Source organism: Rhodopseudomonas palustris HaA2, from assembly GCF_000013365.1.
Taxonomy (GTDB): Bacteria; Pseudomonadota; Alphaproteobacteria; order Rhizobiales; family Xanthobacteraceae; genus Rhodopseudomonas; species Rhodopseudomonas palustris_J.
The window spans coordinates 638,919-662,294 of the sequence record NC_007778.1 but is presented as its reverse complement, the minus strand read 5'-3'; the positions used below and the strand labels follow the sequence as shown (position 1 = coordinate 662,294).

Below are 23,376 nucleotides of genomic sequence, written 5' to 3'. Positions count from 1 at the left end.
GTTTCGAGGGTGAAGCTGCCCTGCCTTACAGCGCAAAGCCGGCAAAATCCAGCCGGCGGCCCCGCCCCGACCCGCCGGTTTCCGATTTTATCGAATTAATTCAGGAAGTTGCCGCATATCTGCGAATACCGTCGCGGCCCCGGCGGCGGTCAGCCGCGCCGCCATGCCGGGCCCGCAATGGCTGCCGCCGACGAAGCCCAGCACCGTCATGCCGGCGGCCGTCGCGCCGAGGATGCCCGGCACGCTGTCCTCGATCACCACGCAGCGCGCCGGCGCCACGCCCATCTGCCGCGCCGCATGCAGAAACAGGTCGGGCGCCGGCTTGCCGCTCTCGACCTGCTCGGCGGAGAACAGATGCGGCGCGAAGCGCGCGTGCAGGCCGGTGCGGGTCAGCGCGAAGGCGATGCGCTCCAGCGTGCCGCTGGAGGCGACGCAGACCGGCTGCGCGAGCGCGCCGAGCGCCTCGTTGATGTGGGGGATCGGTTCGAGGCTTTCGGCGAAGCTGCGCAGCACATCGGCGACCAGTTGCGCCTCGAGCGCGTCGTCGAAGGCGCGGCCGAGCTCGGCCTCGATCTCACGCCGCGCCTCGCGGCCGGAGCGGCCGAGGAAGCGCTCGGCGACCTGTTCGGTGGTGATCGGATAGCCGTGACGGGTCAGCGTTTCGGCATGGACGCGGCAGGAAATCACTTCGCTGTCGACCAGCACGCCGTCGCAATCGAAGATGACGAGGTCGCAGCTCAATCAACTACTTTCGCTTCTACGCGTCATGCCCGGGCTCGTCCCGGGCATCCACGTCTTGCTGAGTTGGCCACGCCAAAGACGTGGATGGCCGGGCACAGGCGAGTTGAACGACGCCGTTCTTCAACGGCTATGCCCGGCCATGACGGAGACAGAGGTCAATAGCCGACTTCGCGCCTCGATGGCAACGCGCCGGCGCGCCGTGCTCGCAGCTCAGGCCTTGTCGTCGTCGAGCGGGACGCAATACAGCTCGAGCCGGTGATCGACCAGCTTGTAGCCGAGCTTGCGGGCGATCTCGGCCTGTAGCAGTTCGATCTCCTCGTTGGTGAACTCGATCACCTTGCCGTCGCGCAGATTGATCAGATGATCATGATGGCTGTCGCGCATCTGCTCGTAGCGGGCGCGGCCCTCGCGGAAATCGTGCCGCTCGATGATGCCGGCGTCCTCGAACAGCTTGACGGTGCGGTACACGGTCGAGATCGAGATCTTGTCGTCGACGGCGACGCAGCGGGTGTACAGCTCCTCGACGTCGGGATGGTCGACCGCCTCGGCGAGCACCCGCGCGATCACGCGACGCTGCTCCGTCATGCGCATGCCGGTGGCGGCACAGCGGGCTTCGATTTCGGTGGCCTTCATATCAGTGGCCTTCATATCGGACATCGGCGTCAACGCATCGTTTGAATGGGATGGAGCGACGAGCACTTGTGCCATCGCGCGAAAACTAGGACAAGTCGCGACGCATTATCAATGCGTTCAATTGTTGGCCGTCGGGCTGCCGGTAGTAACGCTCGCGCCGACCGACGATCTCGAAACCGGCGCGCTGGTACAAACGCCGCGCCGGCTGGTTGTTCTCTTCGACCTCCAGAAACACTTTGGCGACACCGTGGCCGGCGAGATGACCGAGATGCGTCAGCAGCAGTTCCCGTGACAACCCGCGCCCCCGGTAACCGGAAGCCACGGCGATCGACAGGATTTCGGCTTCGTCGGCCCCGAATCGCGAGGCGATGAACCCGATGATCCGACGTCCCATACGCAATCGGTGCACCAGTGTGTTGCGCTGGCTCAAAAGGTCGGCGAATTCCTCTTCGCTCCAGCCCGAATGGAACGACGCGGCGTGCAGCTGCGCCAGTTTCGGACTGTCGCGCAGCGTCGCAGGCTCGACCACCGCGTCGGCGTAACCCCAGAATTCGGCCAGCCATGTCCTCATGCGGGCCGCGTCATGCAGCGGGCTGCGCCCGCGCCAGCGCATCGGCCTGAGGCCTCGCGTCCGGCGCGCGCAGATAGAACGGCCGCGCCGGCGCGGCCTCGGGCGTGGCGGCGGCGCCGAGCCAGGCGACCCAGAAGATGTCGGGCGCGGGCTGCGGATCGATCAACGGCGCCGGCGGGGTGAGCGCCGGCCAGCGCGCGGCGAGCAGGCCCGCCGCATTGCCGACCAGCCGCGGCGCGCCGTGGCGCGCCGTCTCCAGCGCCTCGCCGATCGGGCCGACCCGCGGCGACACCAGACGCGTGCCGTTGCCGCTGACGAGCTGATAATAGACCTGATCGTGCCGCGCATCGATCGCCGACAGGATCGGGGTGTCGTCGCGCTCGCTGACCAGCGGCGCGGCGAAGGCGGACAGCGTGGTGAGGCCGACGATCGGCTTGTCGGCGGCGAGCGCGATGCCGCGCGCGGCGGACAGCCCGACCCGCAACCCGGTGAAACTACCAGGTCCGGTCGTCACTGCGATGCGGTCGAGATCGGCGAAGCCGATGCCGGAGGATTGCATCACGCGGCCGAGCAGCGGCATCAGCGCCTCGGCATGGCCGCGCTGCATCGACTGCGATTCCCCGGCGAGCAGCCGGTTCGCGCCGGTGTCCAGCACCGCTGCGGCGCAGGCGTCGAGCGCGGTATCGATGGCGAGGATCAACATCCGGCAAGCATATCAGCAATGCAGCGGGCGCGTCATGCCCCGACGGACACGATCGACAGAGATTCGCTGACAAGCCACGCATGGCGCGACGCAGCATGTCGCGTCGCGCCGGACGGCGTTCGGATACGGGATGGCGCGCGGGCGCGCCGCTCAGACCGGGCGGACTTCGACCACTTCCGGCACGAAGTGCTTCAGCAGGTTCTGGATGCCGTGCTGCAGCGTCGCGGTCGAGGACGGGCAGCCGGAGCAGGCGCCCTTCATGGCGAGATAGACGATGCCGTCCTTGAAGCCGCGGAAGGTGATGTCGCCGCCGTCATTGGCGACCGCCGGGCGCACCCGCGTCTCGATCAGGTCCTTGATGATCTCGACGGTCTCGGCGTCGCGCTCGGCGAAGAACTCGTCGTCCTCGTCGCCGGCGTCGCCATCCGTCTTGCCGTCGGCCAGGATCGGCGCGCCGGACATGTAGTGCTCCATGATCGCGCCGAGAATCGCCGGCTTGAGGTGCTGCCAGTCGCCGCCGTCCTTGGTGACGGTGACGAAATCCGAGCCGTAGAACACGCCGCTGACGCCATCGACGTCGAACAGCCGCTCCGCCAGCGGCGAGCGCGCCGCCTGGCTGCGGTCGGTGAATTCCATCGTGCCGCTGTCGAGCACGACGCGGCCGGGGATGAATTTCAGGGTGGCGGGATTCGGCGTGGGTTCGGTCTGAATGAACATGGGGATCTCCGTCGTCGCCGGTTCAAGGCCGGTGCGTGAGGGTGTGTCTAGCAGATGGCGTCGCGGAACGCACGATCAAGCCGGCAGACCGCAATGGAAGGCGATTGTGGCTTGAAAGCATTCAACTTTTCGATCGGGTGACCGCGATCAGGTCAGCGCGTCGATGTCGTCGTCGGTCAGGCTCGACGCCACCACCACGACGGGAACCGGGAACGAGCCGAGATGGCGCACCATCGCGGTGACGATCGGGCCCGGGCCGTCCGGGCCGTCGCTCGCCGCCAGCACCAGCGTGGTGATGTCGACGTCGGCCTCGATCGCCTTGCGGATCTGGGCGATGGTGTCGCCCTCGCGGATCACCCGCTCCGGGGTGATGCCGGCGACGCCATTGGCGCGGCCGGAGGCGCGGTCGAGCGCCTGTTCGGCGATGTCGATCGCCTCGGCGCGCATCACATCGGCGACGCCGAGCCATTGCTGGTTCTGGTCGGGAATCTCGATCACTCGCAGCATCACCACGCCGCCGCCGACCCGCACCGCCCAGCGGCTGGCGTAATACACCGCGCGATCCCACTCGGCGGTATCGTCGACCACGACGAGGCATTTCGGCTTGTGGCCGGATTCGTAGCTGCGTCGCTGGCTGCTCATGGTTGTCCCCGATCCCAGGCGCGCGCCCGCCCAAACCCCGCCATGCTGCCACGGCAGCGCGGTGGCGGACAAGCGGGTGACGCTTTCCCGACGCCGTCATCCTGAGGCGCGAGCGCAGCGAGCCTCGAAGGATGCGGCTGCGCGCGAGGTGCCTGCGGCCATCCTTCGAGGCGCGCAAGGGCGCGCACCTCAGGATGACGGAGAGGGCGTAGCGGGCGGCGAAAGAACAGCTCAGCCCTTCTTCCGCACCATGCCCATGATGTCCTTGACCGCCGTCATGGTTTCGGCGGCGATCACGCGGGCGCGGTCGCTGCCCGATGCCAGCACCGAATCGACATAGCCGTGGTCGGCCGACAGCCGCTTCATCTCGCCGGCGATCGGCGACAATTTCTCGACCGCGAGATCGACCAGATTCGACTTGAATGCGGAGAACTGCCCGCCGCCGAATTCGCTCAGCACCTGGGCCTTCGGCTTGCCGGCCAGCGCCGCAAAGATGCCGACCAGATTGTCGGCCTCCGGGCGCGGCTCCAGCCCCTTCTCCTCGGTCGGCAGCGGCTCCGGATCGGTCTTGGCCTTGCGGATCTTCTGCGCGATCGCGTCGGCGTCGTCGGTGAGGTTGATGCGCGAGTAGTCCGACGGATCCGATTTCGACATCTTCTTGGTGCCGTCGCGCAGGCTCATCACCCGGGTCGCAGGCCCGGTGATCACCGGCTCGGGCAGCGGGAAGTAAGCGTCGCCGAGGCCCTGCGCGGCGATCGAGGCGGAGAAGTCGTTGTTGAACTTCTGGGCGATGTCGCGGGTCAGTTCCAGATGCTGCTTCTGGTCCTCGCCGACCGGCACATGGGTGGCGCGGTAGACCAGAATGTCGGACGCCATCAGCACCGGATAATCATATAGTCCAATCGAGGCGTTCTCGCGGTCCTTGCCGGCCTTCTCCTTGAACTGGGTCATGCGGTTGAGCCAGCCGAGCCGGGCGACGCAATTGAACACCCAGGCGAGTTCGGCGTGTTCGGCGACTTGGCTCTGGTTGAAGATGATGTGCTTCTGCGGATCGATGCCGGCGGCGATGAACGCCGCGGTGACCTCGCGGGTGTTGCGACGCAATTCGTCCGGGCCGCCCCAGACCGTCACCGGCACGGTGATGGCGTGCAGATCGACCACGCAATAGATGCAGTTGTGAGTCTCCTGCAGCTTCACGAAATTCACGATCGCGCCGAGGTAGTTGCCGAGATGCAGATTGCCGGTCGGCTGGACCCCGGAGAAAACCCGCTGCGTGATGGCCATTGGTCGTATTCCTGCGCGTACTGGGAAAGGCGCCGTGAAGTGGCACAAGCGCGCTAGCCGCGCAAGCCGCGCGGCCGCCGCAGCGCCCCGAGCGCCGCTGCGGGGCGCACCACGCCGAACAGCATCAGCAGCGCGGCGTAGATGATCAGAGCGCCGGCGATCAGGACGCCGAGCACCGCCGCCTGCACCAGCGTCGAGGCCTGCGCGACCAGCGGCAGCACGAAGGCCGCCTTCAGCGCCAGCAGCCCGCCCATCACGCCGGCCGCGAGCACGATCAGCGCGACGCGGCGCCGCGCCACCGGATCGACCGTAACGCCGAAGCGGCTCAGGCCGCGTCCCAGCAGCAGGGCTGCGTTGCTCCAGGCGCCGAGCGCGATCGCGACGGCGACGCCGGCGGCGCCGAATAGCCGCCCGAGCAGCAGCGCGGCGGCGAGCGCCACGGCCAAAGCGAGCAGCGTGGCGAGCAGCGGCGTGCGCGTGTCCTCGCGGGCGAAGAACGCCGCCGACCAGTTCTTCGCCAGCACCTGCGCCGGCAGCCCGAGCGCCAGCAGAGCCAGCGCCTGCGCGGTCGCGGCGGTGTCGGCGGCGCCGAACGCGCCGTGCTCGAACAGTACCCGCACGATCGGCCCGCTCAGCACGATCAGCCCCAGCGTCGCCGGCAACGCCACGCCGAGCGCGAGCTCCAGCCCGCGCGAGGCGGCGTCCGACAAGGCGGCACGGTCGTCGCCGCGCACCGCGCGCGCCAGTTCCGGCACCAGCACCGCGCCCATCGCCACGCCGACGATGCCGAGCGGCAGCTCGATCAGCCGGTTGGCGAAATACAGCCACGACACCGCGGAAGGCATCCCCGACGCCACGACCGCGCCGATCACGATCAGCAATTGCGGCCCGGAATTGGCGATCATGCCGGGGATCGCCTTGGCGAAGAAGGCGCGCGTCGCGGTGTCGAACGACACCCGCAGCGGCGTCGCCAGGCGCTCGCCGCGGCCGTTGAACACGAGGATGCCGAGTTGCAGCAGCCCGGCGATGCCGACGGTGGCGGACAGGATCAGCGCGGCGCGGGTCTCGTCGGCGTGCCACAGCAACAGCGCGCCGGTGACGGTGATCAGCAAGATGTTGAACAGCAGCGGCGAGAACGCGGTGAGGCCGACTTTGCCGTTCGCGTTGAACAGCCCCATCATCACCGCGACCGGGCCGGCGAAGGCCAGATAAGGCAGCATCAGCCGGGCATCGCGCACCGCCATCGCGAGCGTCGGATGGCCGAGAAAGCCCGGCGCCAAGAGCGCGATCAACAGCGGCATGAACACGCCGAGCAGCAGCGCCAGCACGAGCGTCGCCAGCGCCACGGTGCCGAGCAGCCGGCCGGCGAAGGCGGCGGCGGCGACCGGGCCGTTGTGCTCGCGGACCCGCAGCCACGCCGGCACCAGCGCCGCATTCAGCGCGCCTTCGGTCAGCAGCCGCCGCGCCACATTGACGAGCTGGAACGCCAGCAGAAACGCGTCCGCCACCGCGCCGGCGCCGAGCAGCGCCGCGACCAGCGCGTCGCGCACGAATCCGAGCAGGCGGGACGTCAGCGTGCCGGCGGAGACGGTGAGAATCGGACGGATCATCCGGGCCTTATAGCCGGATTGCCGGCGCAACGGCCGGGTCGAGCTCGGTTGAGTGGCTGATTGGTAAAGGGGTGGCCCTGTTGGCCGAACCCGCGCATGACGACCTTGGGAACCCCCTCCGCTTGCCGCAGCGCCGCGGAACGTGATAGGCCGGCGCGCCTTTCGCGCGGCCGGCGATGCACCGGCCCCTGCCGCCCAACCGCGGTCCGATTTCCCCCTCGCCGCAACGGAACCCCTCTCGATGAGCTCAGCCCAATACGACGTCCTCGCCATCGGCAACGCGCTGTTCGACGTGCTGGTGCGCACCGAGGACGACTTCCTGCTTCGCCACGGCATGGCCAAAGGCGGCATGGCGCTGATCGACGAGGCCGGCGCGGCGGCGATCTACGCCGATATGGGGATGGCCACCGAGATCTCCGGCGGCTCCGCCGCCAACACCATCGTCGGGCTGGCGAGCTTCGGCGCGCGCACCGCCTATGTCGGCAAGATCAAGGACGACCAGATCGGCAAGCTGTACGCCCACGACATCCGCGCCGCCGGCGTCGCATTCGACACCCGGCCCGCGGCGGACGGACCGGCCACCGGCTGCTCCTACATTCTGGTGACGCCGGACGGCGAGCGCACCATGAACACGTTTCTCGGCGCGGCGCAGGATCTGCGCCCCTCCGACATCGACGAGGCGCAGGTCGCGGCGGCGGCGATTACTTATCTCGAAGGCTATCTGTGGGATCCGCCGCAGGCCAAGGAGGCGTTCCTGAAAGCCTCGACCATCGCGCATGGCGCCGGCCGCCGTGTGGCGCTGACGCTGTCCGATGCGTTCTGCGTCGATCGCTATCGCGGCGAGTTCCTCGACCTGATGCGGAGCAAGACCGTCGACCTGATCTTCGCCAACGAGTCGGAGCTGCATTCGCTGTACCAGACCTCGGATTTCGACACCGCGCTGAAGGCGCTGGCGCAGGATGTCGGGCTCGGCGTGGTCACCCGCAGCGAGAAGGGCTGCGCGGTGGTCGAGGGCGACAGCGTGACGCTGGTGCCGGCGGCGCAAATCGACCAGCTCGTCGACACCACCGGCGCCGGCGACCTGTTCGCCGCGGGCTTCCTGTTCGGCCTGGTGCGCGACGCCGGCTACGAGAACGCCGGCCGGCTCGGCGCGCTGGCTGCCGCCGAAGTGATCCAGCACATCGGCGCCCGGCCGCTGGTGTCGCTGAAAGAGCTGGCGCAGCAGCACGGGCTGCCGGTGTAAGCCGCACGATGACCTCTCCCCGCGCGCGGGGAGAGGTCGGATCGGCGCGTAGCGCTGATCCGGGTGAGGGGGCGTTTCAACGCAGCCGAGACTCAGTGCTCGTGGCGCCCCTCACCCCACCCCTCTCCCCGCAAGAGCGGGGCGAGGGAGCAGGCCGTGCGCGTTGAGAGTTACTCCGCCAACAAAGCTGTTCGACGGTCCCGGGACTCGGTCCGCGGAATTGCCGGCCGTGCCGCCATCGCATCGATCGGTCACGCCGTCTTCGCCGCCTTCAGTCCGAGCTTGGCCTCGACCTTCTCGCGCATCACGAATTTCTGGATCTTGCCGGTGACGGTCATCGGGAATTCGTCGACGAATTCGACGTAGCGCGGGATCTTGTTGTGGGCGATCTGGCCCTGGCAGAAGCCGCGGATGTCGTCGGCGGTCAGCGTCTCGCCGGGACGGACGCGGACCCAGGCGCACAGCTCCTCGCCGTAGCGACTGTCGGCGACGCCGAAGATCTGCACGTCCTGGATCTTGGGATGGCGATACAGGAATTCCTCGATCTCGCGCGGATACAGATTCTCGCCGCCGCGGATCACCATGTCCTTGATGCGGCCGACGATGTTGCAGAAGCCTTCGTCGTCGATCACCGCGAGATCGCCGGTGTGCATCCAGCCGGCGGCGTCGAGCACGTCGGCGGTCTTCTCCGCCTCGTCCCAATAGCCGAGCATGATGCTGTAGCCGCGGGTGCAGAGTTCGCCGCGCACCCCGCGCGGCACGATGCGGCCTTCGAGATCGACCACCTTGACCTCGACATGCGGATGGATGCGGCCGACGGTGGAGACGCGACGTTCCTCCGGATCGTCGACCGCGCTCTGGAAACTGACCGGGCTGGTCTCGGTCATGCCGTAGGCGATCGTCACCTCGCGCATGTTCATCTGGTCGTTGACGCGGCGCATCACTTCGACCGGGCACGGCGCGCCCGCCATGATGCCGGTGCGCAGCGACGACAGATCGAAGCTGGCGAAGTCCGGATGATCGAGTTCGGCGATGAACATCGTCGGCACGCCGTACAGCGCGGTGCATTTCTCCGACGACGCGGTCTGCAGCGTCGCCAGCGGGTCAAAACCCTCGCCGGGATACACCATGGCGGCGCCACAGGTGACCGAGGCGAGATTGCCCATCACCATGCCGAAGCAATGATACAGCGGCACCGGAATGCAAATCCGGTCCTGCTCGGTCAGCTTCATGGCGCGGCCGACGAAGTAACCATTATTGAGGATGTTGTGATGCGTCAGCGTCACGCCCTTGGGCGAGCCGGTGGTGCCGCTGGTGAACTGGATGTTGACGGCGTCGTCGAACTGCAATTCGGCGGCGAGCTGCGCGATCGCCTGGCGATGCCGGTCGCCGCCCATCGTGGCGACCTCGTCGAAGGCGAGCGTGCCCGGGCATTTCGGGCCGCCGATCTGGATCACCGCGCGCAACTGCGGCAGCCTGGCCGACTGCAGCGCGCCGGGCTGCGATTTCGCAAGCTCCGGGATCAGCGTATTCAGCATCTCCATATAGGCCGAGGTCTTGAACGCGGTGGCGGTGACCAAGGCGGCGCAGCCGACCTTGGCGAGGGCGAATTCGAGCTCGCTCAGCCGATAGGCCGGATTGATGGTGACGAGGATCATGCCGGCCTTGGCGGCGGCGAATTGCGTCAGCGTCCATTCCGGCCGGTTCATCGACCACACGCCGATGCGCGCGCCGCGCTCCAGCCCGAGCGCCAGGAAGCCCGCCGCCAGCGCATCGACGCGTTGCGCGAACTCGCGCCAGCTCCAGCGCACGTCGTGGCTCGGCGACACCAGCGCCTCGCGGTCCGGCCAACGCTGCGCCGCCAGATCCAGCGCCTGCCCGATGGTGATGCCGAGCAGCGGCGCGTCGGAGACGCCGCAGACATAGCTGGGAGCTTTATCGGGAGCTTTGTCGATCACGTCCTTGGTTTCCTCGCCGTGCACCGGGCCTGATCGGCCAGCTTGTTTTTATGGTTCGGATCGATGATCGCGCCGCCGACGGGACTTGTCGAGCCCCGCCGGCAGCCGGCGACCTGCGTCAGGCCGCCTTCTGGCCGGCGCCCAGTCCCTGATACACGCCGCGCTCGAAGCCGGCGAAGGCGTCGAGGCATTTGCCGTCCCCGAACGGCAGCACCTGCATCAGGATCACGCCGCAGACGTCGCGCGCCGGATCGATCCAGTAGTACGTATTGGCGAGGCCGGCCCAGGCGAGGCTGCCGGCGCTGCGGCCTTCCGGCGTGGTCTCGGTGTTGATCAGGAAGCTCAGCCCCCACTTCTTGTCCATGCCGGGATACAGATCGACGTCGTTGGTGGCGAAGGGGATCGCCGAATTCAGCTTGGTGACGTTGAGATCGCCGATGTGGTTCTGGCTCATCAGCGCCACGGTTTCAGGCTTCAGCACCTGATGGCCGCCGGCGCGGCCCTTGTTGAGGATCATCTGGGTGAATTTCAGATAGTCCGCCGCGGTGCCGTAGAGTCCGCCGCCACCCATGTGGAATTCCGGCTCCTGCGCGACCTCGAACGGAATCGGCGACAGCGAGCCGTCCTCGCCGCGGGCGTGCACCGCGACCAGCCGCTGGCGCTGGGCATCGCCGATCTTGAAGCCGGTGTCGGTCATGCCGAGCGGCGCGAAAATGTGGTCGCGCAAATACGCGTCGAGCTTGATGCCGCTCACCGCCTCGACCGCCTTGCCGGCGAAGTCGATATTGAGGCCGTATTCCCAGCGGGTGCCGGGGTCGGAGGCGAGCGGCGTCTTCAGCGCCGCGTTCTGGCAGCCGATGACGCCGGGGATGCCGTGGCGCTCCATGTACTTCACCATGTCGGCGTTCCACATGTCGTAGCAGAAGCCGGCGGTGTGGGTGAGCAGCTGCCGCAGCGTGATCGCCGTCTTCGCCGGCCGCGTCCGCGGCGTGCCGTCGGCGTCGAAGCCGTCCAGCACCAGCGGCGCGGCGAGATCGGGCAGCACCTTGCCGATCGGCTCGTCGAGCGACAGCCGGCCCTGCTCGACCAGCTGCATCGCCGCCGCGGCGGTGATCGCCTTGGTCATCGAGGCGATCCAGAACACGCTGTCCGTGGTCATCGGCTGGGGTTTCGACAAGTCGCGTTTGCCGAACGCGCCCTGATAGATCACTTCATTCGCGCTGCCCGCGAGCGCGACCACGCCGGGGATCTCCCCGCGCTCGCACCTCTGTTGCAGCGACTGATCGATGTTCGCTCCGCCTTGCATGTCGTCCTCCCGATGTTGCTTTTTTGAACCGGCGCATTGTTCCGTCCAAAATCGCAACAGGCAAGGCGACAGATCGGCCGGGCGACATCGTCGCGCAGTCGTGACCCGCGACGGCCTGCGGTAGCGCAGCAGACCAGTCCGCGGCCCGACGATGTTGTGACCGTTCGGCGGCGGAGGAACGATCGGGACGCCTCGACGTTCATATTGCAGCCGCAGTTGGTTGAACCTCGCAGCCAGCTTCAGCGTCCAATCCTACATGCAACGCAGCCATGCAGTGGCGGCCTGCAGTCGCAGCCCACGCAGTCGCAGCCCACGCAGTCTCGGAGAGTTCGATGATCCCAACCTGGAGCGCGTGGAAGCGCTATCCGCGAGACGGCCGGGGCAATATCGAAGCGCCGGTCAGCCCCGGCGTTTACGAGATCCGCAATGCCGACGACGGATCGCTGTTCGGCTTCGCCGCTGCCGACAATCTCGCGGTGGCGCTCGGCCAGCTGCAGGTGCAGCCGACATGGCTGGGAGGCTGGTTCGGCCGCCGCAGCCCGGTGCCGATGCCCGATCTCGAATATCGCGTCTGCGCCACCGCCACCCGCGCCGACGCCCGGCTCGCCGCAGAGCATATGATCAACCGGCGCGAGACCTGGTTCAGCCGCGCCGCCTGAAGCCTTCTTCGCATGGCGGCGCGAACCGTGCCGCCGCAGTGCTGCAATGACGCCGGGTCCGTGCCAACCGCGCGAGATGCTTCTATACTTCCTCACAGGCCGGGTCCCGCTTCGCTCGCAGGCTCCCGCGCGCCGACGCCAAATTTCGAGGAAGACCGATGTCCCCAACTGCCGCCGCCCGCCCGTCCGATGCCGCCTCGTCGCTGCGCGACCGCCTGAAAGATCCGTCGCTGCTGCGCGAACAGTGCTTCATCGACGGCGCCTGGACCGGGACGGCGGAGATCGCCGTGACCAATCCGGCGAATCGCCAGGAACTCGGCAAGATCCCGGATCTGGGCGCCGCCGGGGCGACCGCCGCGGTCGAGGCCGCCGAGCGGGCGTTTCCGGCCTGGGCCAAGCTGACCGCCAAGCAGCGCTCCAACATCATGCGCAAATGGTTCGAGCTGATCGTCGCCAACCGCGAGGATCTGGCGCTGATCCTTACCTCCGAACAGGGCAAGCCGCTGACCGAAGCGCTCGGCGAGGTCGATATCGGCGCCGCCTATGTGGAGTTCTTCGCCGAGGAAGCCCGACGGGTCTATGGCGAAACCATTCCGACGCAGCGCGCCGATGCCCGGCTGATCGCCATCAAGCAGCCGATCGGCGTCTGCGCGGCGATCACGCCGTGGAATTTTCCGAACTCGATGATCACCCGCAAGGTGTCGCCGGCGCTGGCCGCGGGCTGCACCGTGGTGCTGAAGCCGGCCGAAGAGACGCCGTTCTCGGCGCTGGCGCTGGCGGTGCTGGCCGAGAAGGCCGGCGTGCCGAAAGGCGTGTTCAACATCGTCACCGGCGACGCGCCGCCGATCGGCCAAGTGTTCTGCGAACATCCGGCGGTGCGCTTCGTCGGCTTCACCGGCTCCACCGAAGTCGGCAAGATCCTGTACCGGCAGTCCGCCGTGGGCGTGAAGAAGCTCGGTCTGGAGCTCGGCGGTAACGCTCCGTTCATCGTGTTCGACGATGCCGACATCGACGCCGCGGTCGACGGCGCGATGGTGTCGAAATATCGCAACATGGGCCAGACCTGCGTCTGCGCCAACCGGCTCTATGTGCAGGACGGCGTCTACGATGCCTTCGTCGAGAAGCTCGCCGCCAAGGTCAAGGCGATGACGGTCGGCGACGGCACCGAGCCGGGCGTCACCCAGGGCCCGCTGATCAACGAAGCCGCGGTCGAGAAGACCGAGAAGCACATCGCCGATGCGGTGTCGAACGGCGCGAAGGTGATCACCGGCGGCAAGCGCCACGCGCTCGGCGGCACCTTCTTCGAGCCCACCGTGCTGGCCGATGTGCGCCCCGACGCGCTGGTCGCCCATGAGGAGACGTTCGGCCCGCTGGCCCCGGTGTTCCGCTTCAAGGACGAAGCCGAAGTGATCAAGCTCGCCAACGCCTCGCCGTTCGGCCTCGCCAGTTACTTCTACGCCCGCGATCTCGGCCGGGTCTGGCGCGTCGCCGAGGCGCTGGAGTCGGGCATGGTCGGCGTCAATTCCGGCCTGATCACCACCGAAGTCGCGCCCTTCGGCGGCGTCAAGGAATCGGGGCTGGGCCGCGAAGGCTCGCATCACGGCATGGACGAATATGTCGAGATCAAATACGTGATGATGGCGGGGATCTGAGCGAACTAACACTCGCTCCGCCGTCATCCTGAGCCACTTGCTCCGCCGTCATCCTGAGGTGCGCGCCCTTGCGCGCCTCGAAGGATGCGCAGCGGGCACCGCACGCGTTGCCGCATCCTTCGAGGCTCGCTTCGCTCGCACCTCAGGATGACGGCGGGGGTGCGTCAAGAGCGATCCAAAAGTGCTGTAACCTCGTGATGCCCGGCCTCGTGCCGGCTTCAACGCTGCAGGAGTTCGCCAGGTCAAAGGCATCTCGCCGCAGAGCCGGCGCAACGCGAGGCAAAGATCGGTGAGCACGTCCGCGGGTTCGGCCGCCGATCAGTCCGGAAGCCCGTCGACCGGATTGAAGCAGCTGATTCCGAGCGGGCGGAAATGCTTGATGTTGGCCGTCAACAGGTCGAGCGCATGGGCGCGCGCGGTCGCTGCGATCAGCACGTCGGCAAAGCCGGGATGGGCGCCGTTGGCAATCGCCTGGTCTTCAATCTCGCCGGCAATCCGCGCCGTCGCCGCATCGATCGGCAGCAGCCGGTCGCCATAGAGGTCGATCAGTTCGCGTAGCCATTCGGACAAGGCTTGCGCGCGCGCCGTGCCGCCGGCGCGGGCGAGCTTGCGCAAGCCGCGCTCGATCTCGGCCACCGTGACGACCGACAAATGCAGCCGCTCGGCCTCGCCCTGCGCGATCATCCAACGCGCCGTTTGCTCGGCCACCGCCGGGCGATCGGGCGCAAACGCCGACACGATCGAGGTATCGACCAAGAAGCCGGGCGGATCGCTCACAGGTCGATCTCGCGGCCCGGAGACGGATTGCGCTCGATCTCTTCAGGAAGGCCTGGAAAGCCCATCAGGAATTCGCCAAAGCCCCTGCGGGCCGGATACAGCCGCCGCGCGACATCAACGGAGACCACCACCGCGGCGGGCTTGCCGTGCCGCGTGATCGTCACCGGCTCGCCAGCCTCGGCGGCTTCGACCACCGCCGACAGCGTCGCCTTGGCTTCCCTGAGGTTGATCGTTTTCATCGGCGATGTCCGACATGTAGTTTCATGTGACTACATAGGCCGAAAACTCAAGCTGTGCAAGGTTTTATCGTCCATGCGCGGGCGGGGGAGACCGAATCGGACCCTGCGCCGGCTACTGCCGCAGCATGATCAGCGGGTCGGCGCTGTCGGGGGTCTTGCGCCATTGGGCGTTGTCGTCGGCCTCGAACCGCCAGACCTCACCGGAGGGGGCGATCAGCATCAGCGCGCCGCGCTCCAGCCGCCACATCGTCGGGCCGAAATTCGCGACCAGCGAGTCACAGCGCGGCTTGAGGAAGGCTTCGAAATTGTCCGCCGTCGCCGCCTCGTTGTTGGTCAGCGTCAGGCCGCACACCGCACGGCCGCTGCCGCGGACCATCGACCAGTCGCCGATCATCTGGTCCATCGATTTGGCGAGCGAGCGCGCCGCCACCAGATTCTGCAGGATGTAGACGCCTTCATTGGCCCGCAGGCCCTCGAAAATGCCGCTCTCGACCTCGGTGAAATCGATCACCGCTTCGCCCGCGGAATTCTCCAGCCGGACGATGTCGAGCCCCTTCACGGTCCAGACGGCGATGTCCTTGGTGAAGGGCAGCGCGGCGGCGCAGCCGGGCTCGAGCTCGAGCTTCATGCCGTGCTGGGCTCCTTGCTGGATTCCTGGCGCAGCGGCTTCCGGCTTCAGCGTCACCACGCAGGTCCGGCTGCGCTCGGTGGTCGACAGTTCCCACTGCCCGACCATCGCCTTGGTCAGCGCCGCGGCGTCCTGCGCCGGCGCCGGCGCGGCGCTCAGCAGCAACAACATGGCGGCGGTGACGCAGCGTCTCATCTCAGCGGCCCTTCACCGGGGTTTCGGGAATCGGCGTCAACGGCGGCTTGCCGTCGAACCACGCCTTGATGTTGTCGACCACGAGCTGGTCCATCGCGCTGCGCGTCACCACCGAGGCCGAGCCGATATGCGGCAGCAGGATCACGTTCGGCAGCGCGCGCAATTCGTCCGGCACGTTCGGCTCGTCGGCGAACACGTCGAGGCCGGCGGCGAGGATCGTGCCGGATTGCAGCGCCGCGATCAGCGCCGGCTCGTCGACCACCGATCCGCGCGCGACGTTGATCAGCACGCCGCGCGGGCCGAGCGCGGCCAGCACCTCGGCGTTGATCAGTCTCAATGTGGAGGCGCCGCCCGGGATGATCACGATCAGCGTGTCGACGGCTTTCGCCATCGCGATCAGATCGGGGTAGTGCTTGTAGTCCACCCCCGGCGCCGGCTTGCGCGAGTGATACACCACCGGCACCAGCGAGGCGTCGAGCCGCCGTGCGATCGCCTGCCCGATCCGCCCCATGCCGACGATGCCGACCATGCGGTCGCGCAGCGAGCCTTTACTGAGCGGATAGGCCTGATTCGCCCACAGCCCGGAGCGGACATGGGCGTCGGCCTGGACGAATTCGCGCAATGTGGCGATCAGCAGGCCGAGCGCGGTGTCGGCGACTTCCTCGGTCAGCACGTCGGGCGTGTTGGTGACGACGACATTGTGCTGCGCGGCCCAAGAGGAATCGATGTGGTCGTAGCCGACGCCGAACGACGAGACGATCTCGAGCTTCGGGTAGCGCGCCAGCATCGCCGCCTGGGTCGGCACCAGGCCGGTGACGGCGACGCCGCGGATGCGGGCGCGGATGTCATCGCCGAGGCGGTCGAGATCGGCCGGCTGCTCGCATCGGTGCAGGGCGTAGCACGCGGGAAAGCCCTCGTTCACCACCGGCTTGGTCGGCCCGTAGATCAGCAGATCGATGGCGTCCGCCGAGCCTGTTTCCCCCGCCATCATTGTTCCTTTCCGAGCGCACTTTCGTGCCAGCGCCGCAGCAGCAGATGCGACAGCAGCGCCAGCGCCGCATAGATGACAATGCCCGCCGCCGAGAGCAACAGCAAGGCGGCGAACATGCGGGGAATGTTGAGCCGGTAGCCGGACTCCGCAATGCGATAGGCGAGGCCGGAGCCGGCGCCGGCGGAGCCCGCCGCGATCTCGGCCACCACCGCGCCGATCAGCGACAGCCCGCCGGCGATGCGCAGGCCGCCGAGCATATAGGGCAGCGCCGCCGGCAGCTTCAGCCGCAGCAGCGTCTGCCAGCGGGAGGCGCCGTACAGCCGGAACAGCCCAGCGAGATTGCGATCGACCGAATTCAGCCCGAGCGTGGTGTTGGCGAGCACCGGAAAGAACGCGACGATGAAAGCGCAGGCCACCACCGCGGTGTCCTGCGGCAGATAGATCAGCAGTAGCGGCGCGATCGCGATCACCGGCGTGACCTGCAGCACCACCGCATAGGGGAACAGCGAATACTCCACCCAGCGCGACTGGTTGAACAGCAGCGCCAGCGCGATGCCGCCGATCGCCGCGGCGAGAAAGCCCTGCAGCGTGGTCGCCAGCGTCGCCAGCAGCGAGGCCGACAGGATCGGCCAATCGGCGACCAGCGTCTGCGCCACCAGCCCCGGACCCGGCAGGATGTAAGGCGGGATCTGGTTGAGCCGCACCACCAGATCCCACGCCGCGACGCCGGCGGCGAGCACCACGACCGGCAGCAGCACGCGCAGCAGGCGCGCCGCGCCGAGGCGCGCGGGCTGCAATTCGATCGGCTCGGATTCGCTCATGCGCGCACCTTCGTGGCGCCGGTCTCCGCCAGCGCGCGCGAGACCTCGCGGCATTGCGCCGCGTAGTCCGCCGAGGTGCGGAAGTCCTCGTTGCGCGGCTCCGGCGCATCGATCCGGAAGTCCGCGGCGATGCGCCCCGGCCGCGGCGACATCACCACCACGCGCTGCGCCAGATACACCGACTCGAACACCGAATGCGTCACGAACAGCACGGTCTTGCCGAGCTCGCGCCACAGCGCCAAGAGATCGTCATTGAGCCGGAAGCGGGTGATCTCGTCGAGCGCGGCGAACGGCTCGTCCATGAGGAGGATATCCGGATCGGTGACCAGCGCGCGCGCCAACGACGCCCGCATCTTCATGCCGCCGGACAATTCGCGCGGATAGGCCTCGGCGAAGTCCGACAGCTCGACCCGCGCCAACGCCGCGTCGACGCGGCGGGCGATCTCCGCCGACGGCGCGTGCGCGAGCTTCAGCGGCAGGCCGACATTGCCGCGCACGCTGGTCCACGGCATCAGCGTCGGCTCCTGAAACACGAAGCCGATCGAATGCCCGCGCTGCGCTTGCGACGCCATTTCGATGCGGCCGGAGGACGGTTCTGCGAGACCGGCGATCAGCCGCAGCGCGGTCGACTTGCCGCAGCCGGAGGGGCCGAGCAGCGAGACGAATTCGCCGCGGCCGACGGCGAGATCGATCGGCCCGAGCGCCGGCACGCCGTTGCGATAGGTCTTGGTCACCGCGCGCAGGCGGATCGCCGGACCTGCCGCCGGGCTGTCGAGATCGCGCGAGGAGGACACCGCCATCGCGCCGGCGCTATTTGTTCGGCCGCAGATCGACGCCGACGCCCTTGTTGGTGAATTGCAGCGTATAGGCCCGGCGAAAATCCAGATCGCGCTTGACCACGCCGGCGCGCGACATTTTATCGAAGAAGCTGGCGTAGCGCGCGTCGCTCATCGCGCCGATGCCGTTGGTCACCGCGTCGCCGGAATCGACGATGCCGTACTGCTTCATCTTGTCGACGCAATAGGCCAGCATCTCGTCGGTCATCTCCGGATTGAGCGACTTGATCAGCGCGTTGCCGGCCGAATTGTCGCCGTAGAGGTAGTTGTACCAGCCGATCATCGAGGCATCGACGAAGCGCTGGATCATCTCCGGATTCTTGTCGATCAGGTCGCGCCGGGTCTCGATCAGCGTCGAATAGCCGTCGAGGCCGTCATCAGCCAGCAGCAGCACGTTCGGCTTGAACTTCGCCTTCTGCTCGATCACGAACGGCTCCGAGGTGACGTAGCCCTGCATCGCCGAGTTCTTGTCGATGATGAAAGGCTGCGGATTCGACGTGTAGGGCTTCACCTTGGCTTCGCTGAAGCCGTATTCGGATTTCAGCCACTGGAAGTAGCTGGCGATGCCCTCCTTGGAGACGAACAGCGTCAGCCGCTTCAGATCCTCGAGCTTCTCGACCCTGGATTCCGGATGGCTCAGGAACACCTGCGGGTCCTTCTGGAACACCGCGGCGATCGCCACCACCGGCACGTTGTTGGCGACCGCGTCGAACGATTGCAGCGTATTGGCGGTCATGAAGAAGTCGAGCTTGCCGGCGAGCAGCAGCGCGCGATTGTTGACGTTCGGCCCGCCCGGCACGATCGTCACATCCAGGCCGTAGGCCTTGTAGGTGCCGTCGGCGACCGCCTGGAAGAAGCCGCCATGCTCGCCCTCGGCGACCCAATTGGTGCCGAACGACAGCTTGTCGAAGCCGCCTTCCGGCACTTTGCGGATCGGCTGGACGACCGGCGGCGGCGGCTTTTTCGGCGGCGGCGGTGGCGGCGCCGGCTTTTCGGCCGGCTTGGCCGGGGCCGGCGGCGGCGACGCCTGGACCGGCACGGCCAGCAGAGCCACGGCGACCGCCCCGATTAACGCTCGCGACAGGAAGGCGGGGGTCATGATTGGACTCCGTCGTTCGTTTTGGCCCATGATGGGAGCAGCGAGGCGGCGCGGTTTCGTCCGGTCGAGGATAGATAGCGAAACAATGCGGGCATTTGAACCATTGATGCGGGCGGCCGCCGCACGCCCGGACCGCGCTCGAGCCACGCCATGACGACGCTTCCCCCCCGCGACTGGACCGGGATCCGCTGGCCGGAGATCGGCGATGCCGATCCGGCGCGCTGGATCGCGGTGCTGCCGCTCGCCGCCACCGAACAGCACGGCCCGCATCTGCCGCTCGGCACCGATGTGATCATCGCCCAAGCCTATCTGGCGCGGGTGCACGAGCTGTTACCGGCGGAGCTGCCGGCGACATTCCTGCCGCTGCAGCCGGTCGGACTGTCTGGCGAGCATCTCTCCTTTCCTGGCACGCTGACGCTGTCGACCGAAACGGCATTGCGGCTGTGGACCGAGATCGGCGACAGCGTTGCGCGGGCCGGCGTGCGCAAGCTGGTGATGGTGACCAGCCATGGCGGCAACAGCGCGGCGATGGGGCTGGTGGCGCAGGATCTGCGGACGCGGCACCGGATGCTGGCGGTGACCACCGGCTGGGCGCGGTTCGGCCTGCCGGACGGGCTGTTCGCGGCCGACGAGCTGCGCCACGGCATCCATGGCGGCGCGGTCGAGACCGCGATCATGCTGGCGCACGCGCCGGATCAGGTGCGCACCGACCGGATCGCCGATTTCCGCCCTGCCACGCTGGCGATGGAGCGGGAGTTCCGCTTTCTGTCGGCGCAGCGGCCGGCGCCGTTCGCCTGGGCAGCGCAGGACCTGCACCGCAGCGGCGCGATCGGCGATGCGACCGCGGCCTCGGCCGACAAGGGCCGGCAGGCGCTCGACCACGGCGCCCGCGCCTTCTGCGAACTGCTGGCCGATGTCGACCGCTTCGACCTCGAAGCCCTCGGCGCCGCGCCGCAGGCCTGATCCGCCACGCGCTTTCCGTGTGATCTGGCGCACACCCGTCGCGCCGCCCGCCGAACCGCGGCCGCGATCGCACCTACCACCTTGCATGCGGACCACGACGGGCCGCCTCGCACAGGATGGAGTTGTCAGATGTCGCTCAACAGCAAATTCGCCGCCCTCGCCCTCACCGCGATCGTCGCCGCCGGCGCGCTCGCCACCTCGACCCAGGCCGAAGCCAAGGGCCCCGGCCCGGCCTTCGGGGTCGCCGCCGGCCTGTTCGGCGCGGCCGTGGTCGGCAGCGCGATCGCCGCCGGCGGCCCGTACTACGTGGCCGGCTATCGCCACTGCGTCTGGGTGCCGCAGTACAACTACTACGGCGCCTATATCGGCCGGGTCCGGGCCTGCGACTGAGCCGATCCACACGCGTGGAGTTGCGTCCGGCACGGGCGCCTCATCCACCCCCGTGTCGGAGCAGACCCGCCCGGTCGTCCCCCGGGCGGGTCACTTCGTCGATGCGCGACCAACAGTTGCATCCGGATTCCGCGCATCGCGATACCCGATACCTTGGCCGCCCCGTCACACTGGCGTAAAGATCGCGCGGCTAGAGGTCTTCTGGTAAGCAACGATTGCGTGCCCGGCACGGCGGCATGCGCTCGACGCAAACCGGCAAATCAGCCAAACCGTTCCTGGATTTCGTCAGCTTGCGATCCATCAGCGAAGCTGTCCGGCGACTCGCGCGGCCAAGACCGCGCGATATTCATGTGAAGTCTGCAATGATCCATCCGCGACGCTGCGCCACCATGCGCCCAATCGTGACGACCGCGCTGATGCTCGGCGGCCTGGTGCTGCCGCAGGCCGCGTCCGCGGCCGACGCACTGAAGGCATTGCCGAGCCCGGCCATGGACTGGAGCGGCTTCTATGTCGGCGCCCATGCCGGCTATGTCCGCGGCCACGCCGATGCGCGCCTGCAGGATCCGACGTTCGCGGCGAGCCAGAGCAGCGGCTCCGGCGGCGTCACCGCCGGCGCGCAGGCGGGCTACAATATTCTGACGCGCGCGGGCGTGCTGTTCGGCGTCGAGGCCGACATCTCGTTTCCGAGCTATCTGCCGGCCAATGCGGTGCTGTCGGAGTTCGACAACGCAACCTCGACGGCGCAGCAGCATATCGATTTCTACGGCACGCTGCGGGCCAGGCTCGGCGTCGCGGCGGGGCGATGGCTCGGCTACGTCACCGGCGGCCTCGCCTATGAGCACGAGCGCTATCTGACCGAACCCGGCGCCGGCAAGGTGCTGAACGGCCGGATCGGCTGGGCCGCGGGCGCGGGCCTGGAATACGGCTTCACGCCGAACTGGAGCGCGCGGATCGAATATCTCTACAGCGACTTCGGCAACGCTTCGGTGGGGTTGCCGACCGGCGCCCGCTACGACACCGCGATGAATCTGCAGACGGTCCGGATCGGCGTCAATCGCCGGATCGACTGGCTGGGCTCGGGCGAGACGGCTCCGTTCGCGACCGTCGCCGATCCGGACTCCGACCGCTGGGAAATCCACGGCCAGACCACCGTGGTCGGCCAGGGCTATCCCTCGTTCCGCGCGCCCTATAGCGGCGCCAACAGTCTGACGCCGAACGCGCAGTTCAAATCGACCTGGAGCTCCGGCCTGTTCGCCAATGTCCGGCTGTGGGACGGCGGCGAATTGTATCTCGGCCCGGAATTCCTGCAGGGCTTCGGGCTGAGCGACACCGTCGGCGTCGCCGGCTTTCCCAATGGCGAGGGGCAGAAATCCGGCTTCGCTTTTCCGCATATCAGCCCGTCGCGATTCTATCTGCGCCAGACTTTCGGCCTCGGCGGCGAGCAGGAACAGCTCGCCTCCAGCGCATCGCAGCTCTCGGGCAAGGCCGACATCTCGCGGCTGACGCTGCAGGTCGGGCGCTTCAGCGTGCTCGACGCGTTCGACGGCAACGCCTATGCGCACGACCCGCGCCGCGACTTCATGAACTGGTCGATCTGGGCGTCCGGCGCGTTCGACTACGCCGCCGACAAGCTCGGCCTCACCTACGGCGCCACCGCCGAACTGAACCAGAAGCAATGGGCGCTGCGCGCCGGCTACTTCCTGATGGACGCGGAATCCAACTCCAACAATTTCGACATGCGGCTGGGCCAGCGCGGCCAATATGTCGCCGAACTGGAGACTCGCTATGCGCTGTTCGGCCAGCCCGGCAAGCTGCGCACGCTGGCGTTCCTCAACAGCGTCTATGCCGGCAGCTATCGCGAGACGCTCGACAACCCGCTGCTGAACCTCGACATCAGCCAGACGAGGCGCGGCCGGATCAAATACGGCTACGCGCTCAATCTCGAACAGGCGGTGAGCGACGACATCGGCGTGTTCGGACGCTGGAGCTGGAACGACGGCAAGAACGAGATCATGGCGTTCACCGACATCGACGACAGCCTGTCCGGCGGCGTCTCGATCCGCGGCCTGCGCTGGGGCCGGCCGGACGACGTCATCGGCATCGCCGGCGCGACCAACGGGCTGTCGCGCGACCACCGCGATTTCCTCGCCGCCGGCGGGCTCGGCCCGCTGATCGGCGACGGCGCGCTCAATTATCGCCGCGAGAATTTGCTCGAGACCTACTACGCCTACGCGATCAACCGCGCCTGGACCGCGACCGCCGACTATCAGTTCATCGTCAACCCGGCCTACAACGCCGACCGCGGCCCGGTCTCGGTGTTCAGCGCCCGGCTGCACGGCGAGTTCTGAGTGGCCCGAAGCCCATCCTTCGAGGCTCGCTACGCTCGCGCCTCAGGATGACGGCGTTGAGTGTCGCACGCTCAGGATCACCGCGGTGTTTGTGGCGCGCTTACCAAACGCACAGCAACGTCATCCTGAGGTGCGCGCCGTCTTCGGCGAGCCTCGAAGGATGCGGCCGCAGGCACCTGTCGCTCATCCTTCGAGGCTCGCTGCGCTCGCACCTCAGGATGACGGGGGTGATTGTCGTGCGCTCAGGATCACTGCGGTGGCTGTCGCGCGCTGACCAAACGCACAGCAACGTCATCCTGAGGTGCTCCCCGTCTTCGGCGAGCCTCGAAGGATGCGGCCGCAGGCACCCGTCGCTCATCCTTCGAGGCTC

General features: G+C 67.8%; 23 protein-coding genes. 6 read left to right on the top strand and 17 right to left on the bottom strand.

The features are described 5' to 3' along the window. Positions 1-87: 87 nt before the first annotated feature. The 8 genes from RPB_RS03000 to murJ form a co-directional block, all read right to left on the bottom strand. Positions 88-741, bottom strand: a complete 654-nt coding sequence (locus tag RPB_RS03000) for an HAD family hydrolase (protein WP_011439490.1) — start codon at positions 739-741, stop codon at positions 88-90. Between the two features lie 210 nt (positions 742-951). Next, a complete protein-coding gene (locus RPB_RS02995) occupies positions 952-1,389 on the bottom strand; it encodes a Fur family transcriptional regulator (RefSeq protein ID WP_433993726.1) in 438 nt (145 codons plus the stop codon). Positions 1,390-1,459: 70 nt separating this feature from the next. After that, complete coding sequence (gene rimI, locus RPB_RS02990) at positions 1,460-1,945, bottom strand: ribosomal protein S18-alanine N-acetyltransferase (RefSeq protein WP_011439488.1); 486 nt, start codon at positions 1,943-1,945, stop codon at positions 1,460-1,462. Positions 1,946-1,955: 10 nt separating this feature from the next. Continuing rightward, complete coding sequence (gene tsaB / locus RPB_RS02985; protein ID WP_011439487.1) at positions 1,956-2,648, bottom strand: tRNA (adenosine(37)-N6)-threonylcarbamoyltransferase complex dimerization subunit type 1 TsaB; 693 nt, start codon at positions 2,646-2,648, stop codon at positions 1,956-1,958. Between the two features lie 150 nt (positions 2,649-2,798). Then, positions 2,799-3,365: a NifU family protein gene (locus RPB_RS02980; RefSeq protein ID WP_011439486.1), complete on the bottom strand. Its 567-nt coding sequence runs from the start codon at positions 3,363-3,365 to the stop codon at positions 2,799-2,801. 147 nt (positions 3,366-3,512) lie between these two features. Next, positions 3,513-4,007, bottom strand: a complete 495-nt coding sequence (locus tag RPB_RS02975) for a universal stress protein (protein WP_011439485.1) — start codon at positions 4,005-4,007, stop codon at positions 3,513-3,515. A 231-nt stretch (positions 4,008-4,238) separates the two neighbouring features. Next, on the bottom strand, positions 4,239-5,291 hold the full coding sequence (trpS, locus tag RPB_RS02970; protein ID WP_011439484.1) for a tryptophan--tRNA ligase: 1,053 nt from the start codon (positions 5,289-5,291) through the stop codon (positions 4,239-4,241). Between the two features lie 53 nt (positions 5,292-5,344). After that, positions 5,345-6,901, bottom strand: a complete 1,557-nt coding sequence (murJ, locus tag RPB_RS02965; protein ID WP_011439483.1) for a murein biosynthesis integral membrane protein MurJ — start codon at positions 6,899-6,901, stop codon at positions 5,345-5,347. Positions 6,902-7,142: 241 nt separating this feature from the next. Here murJ and RPB_RS02960 point away from each other — a divergent pair, with 241 nt between their 5' ends. Further along, positions 7,143-8,144 carry an adenosine kinase gene (locus tag RPB_RS02960; RefSeq protein WP_011439482.1) on the top strand — a complete coding sequence of 334 codons (1,002 nt, stop codon included), beginning with the start codon at positions 7,143-7,145 and terminating at the stop codon, positions 8,142-8,144. A gap of 251 nt (positions 8,145-8,395) precedes the next feature. Here the strand turns inward: RPB_RS02960 and RPB_RS02955 are convergent, their stop codons facing one another. Both RPB_RS02955 and RPB_RS02950 read right to left on the bottom strand, forming a co-directional pair. After that, positions 8,396-10,102 (bottom strand): AMP-binding protein, encoded by a 1,707-nt coding sequence (locus RPB_RS02955; RefSeq protein ID WP_283804836.1) that lies wholly within the window; start codon positions 10,100-10,102, stop codon positions 8,396-8,398. Positions 10,103-10,220: 118 nt separating this feature from the next. Then, the gene (locus RPB_RS02950; RefSeq protein WP_011439480.1) at positions 10,221-11,408 is read right to left on the bottom strand and encodes a serine hydrolase domain-containing protein; all 1,188 of its coding nucleotides are present in this window, start codon (positions 11,406-11,408) and stop codon (positions 10,221-10,223) included. Positions 11,409-11,740: 332 nt separating this feature from the next. Here RPB_RS02950 and RPB_RS02945 point away from each other — a divergent pair, with 332 nt between their 5' ends. Both RPB_RS02945 and RPB_RS02940 read left to right on the top strand, forming a co-directional pair. Continuing rightward, positions 11,741-12,067: a hypothetical protein gene (locus RPB_RS02945; protein ID WP_011439479.1), complete on the top strand. Its 327-nt coding sequence runs from the start codon at positions 11,741-11,743 to the stop codon at positions 12,065-12,067. 158 nt (positions 12,068-12,225) lie between these two features. Then, positions 12,226-13,719 (top strand): NAD-dependent succinate-semialdehyde dehydrogenase, encoded by a 1,494-nt coding sequence (locus RPB_RS02940; protein WP_011439478.1) that lies wholly within the window; start codon positions 12,226-12,228, stop codon positions 13,717-13,719. A 318-nt stretch (positions 13,720-14,037) separates the two neighbouring features. Here RPB_RS02940 and RPB_RS02935 read toward each other — a convergent pair whose 3' ends face one another. From RPB_RS02935 to RPB_RS02905, 7 genes are all read right to left on the bottom strand, one after another. Then, entirely contained in the window at positions 14,038-14,496 is a 459-nt protein-coding gene (locus tag RPB_RS02935) for a type II toxin-antitoxin system VapC family toxin (protein ID WP_041797903.1), read from the bottom strand. Further along, positions 14,493-14,735 (bottom strand): type II toxin-antitoxin system Phd/YefM family antitoxin, encoded by a 243-nt coding sequence (locus RPB_RS02930; RefSeq protein ID WP_011439476.1) that lies wholly within the window; start codon positions 14,733-14,735, stop codon positions 14,493-14,495. Before RPB_RS02930 ends, RPB_RS02935 begins: the two co-directional genes overlap by 4 nt. Positions 14,736-14,847: 112 nt before the next feature. After that, positions 14,848-15,558: an AprI/Inh family metalloprotease inhibitor gene (locus RPB_RS02925; protein ID WP_011439475.1), complete on the bottom strand. Its 711-nt coding sequence runs from the start codon at positions 15,556-15,558 to the stop codon at positions 14,848-14,850. 1 nt (position 15,559) lies between these two features. Next, positions 15,560-16,546: a 2-hydroxyacid dehydrogenase gene (locus RPB_RS02920; RefSeq protein WP_011439474.1), complete on the bottom strand. Its 987-nt coding sequence runs from the start codon at positions 16,544-16,546 to the stop codon at positions 15,560-15,562. After that, on the bottom strand, positions 16,546-17,370 hold the full coding sequence (locus RPB_RS02915; RefSeq protein ID WP_011439473.1) for an ABC transporter permease: 825 nt from the start codon (positions 17,368-17,370) through the stop codon (positions 16,546-16,548). Before RPB_RS02915 ends, RPB_RS02920 begins: the two co-directional genes overlap by 1 nt. After that, positions 17,367-18,170: an ABC transporter ATP-binding protein gene (locus tag RPB_RS02910; RefSeq protein ID WP_011439472.1), complete on the bottom strand. Its 804-nt coding sequence runs from the start codon at positions 18,168-18,170 to the stop codon at positions 17,367-17,369. Before RPB_RS02910 ends, RPB_RS02915 begins: the two co-directional genes overlap by 4 nt. Before the next feature lie 10 nt (positions 18,171-18,180). Next, positions 18,181-19,305, bottom strand: a complete 1,125-nt coding sequence (locus RPB_RS02905) for an ABC transporter substrate-binding protein (RefSeq protein WP_011439471.1) — start codon at positions 19,303-19,305, stop codon at positions 18,181-18,183. A gap of 150 nt (positions 19,306-19,455) precedes the next feature. Here RPB_RS02905 and RPB_RS02900 point away from each other — a divergent pair, with 150 nt between their 5' ends. The 3 genes from RPB_RS02900 to RPB_RS02890 all read left to right on the top strand — a co-directional run bounded on the left by RPB_RS02900 (position 19,456) and on the right by RPB_RS02890 (position 23,006). Further along, a complete protein-coding gene (locus tag RPB_RS02900; RefSeq protein ID WP_011439470.1) occupies positions 19,456-20,268 on the top strand; it encodes a creatininase family protein in 813 nt (270 codons plus the stop codon). Positions 20,269-20,397: 129 nt separating this feature from the next. Then, on the top strand, positions 20,398-20,658 hold the full coding sequence (locus RPB_RS02895) for a hypothetical protein (protein ID WP_011439469.1): 261 nt from the start codon (positions 20,398-20,400) through the stop codon (positions 20,656-20,658). A 362-nt stretch (positions 20,659-21,020) separates the two neighbouring features. Continuing rightward, positions 21,021-23,006 carry a carbohydrate porin gene (locus RPB_RS02890; RefSeq protein ID WP_011439468.1) on the top strand — a complete coding sequence of 662 codons (1,986 nt, stop codon included), beginning with the start codon at positions 21,021-21,023 and terminating at the stop codon, positions 23,004-23,006. The last annotated feature ends 370 nt before the right edge of the window (positions 23,007-23,376 follow it).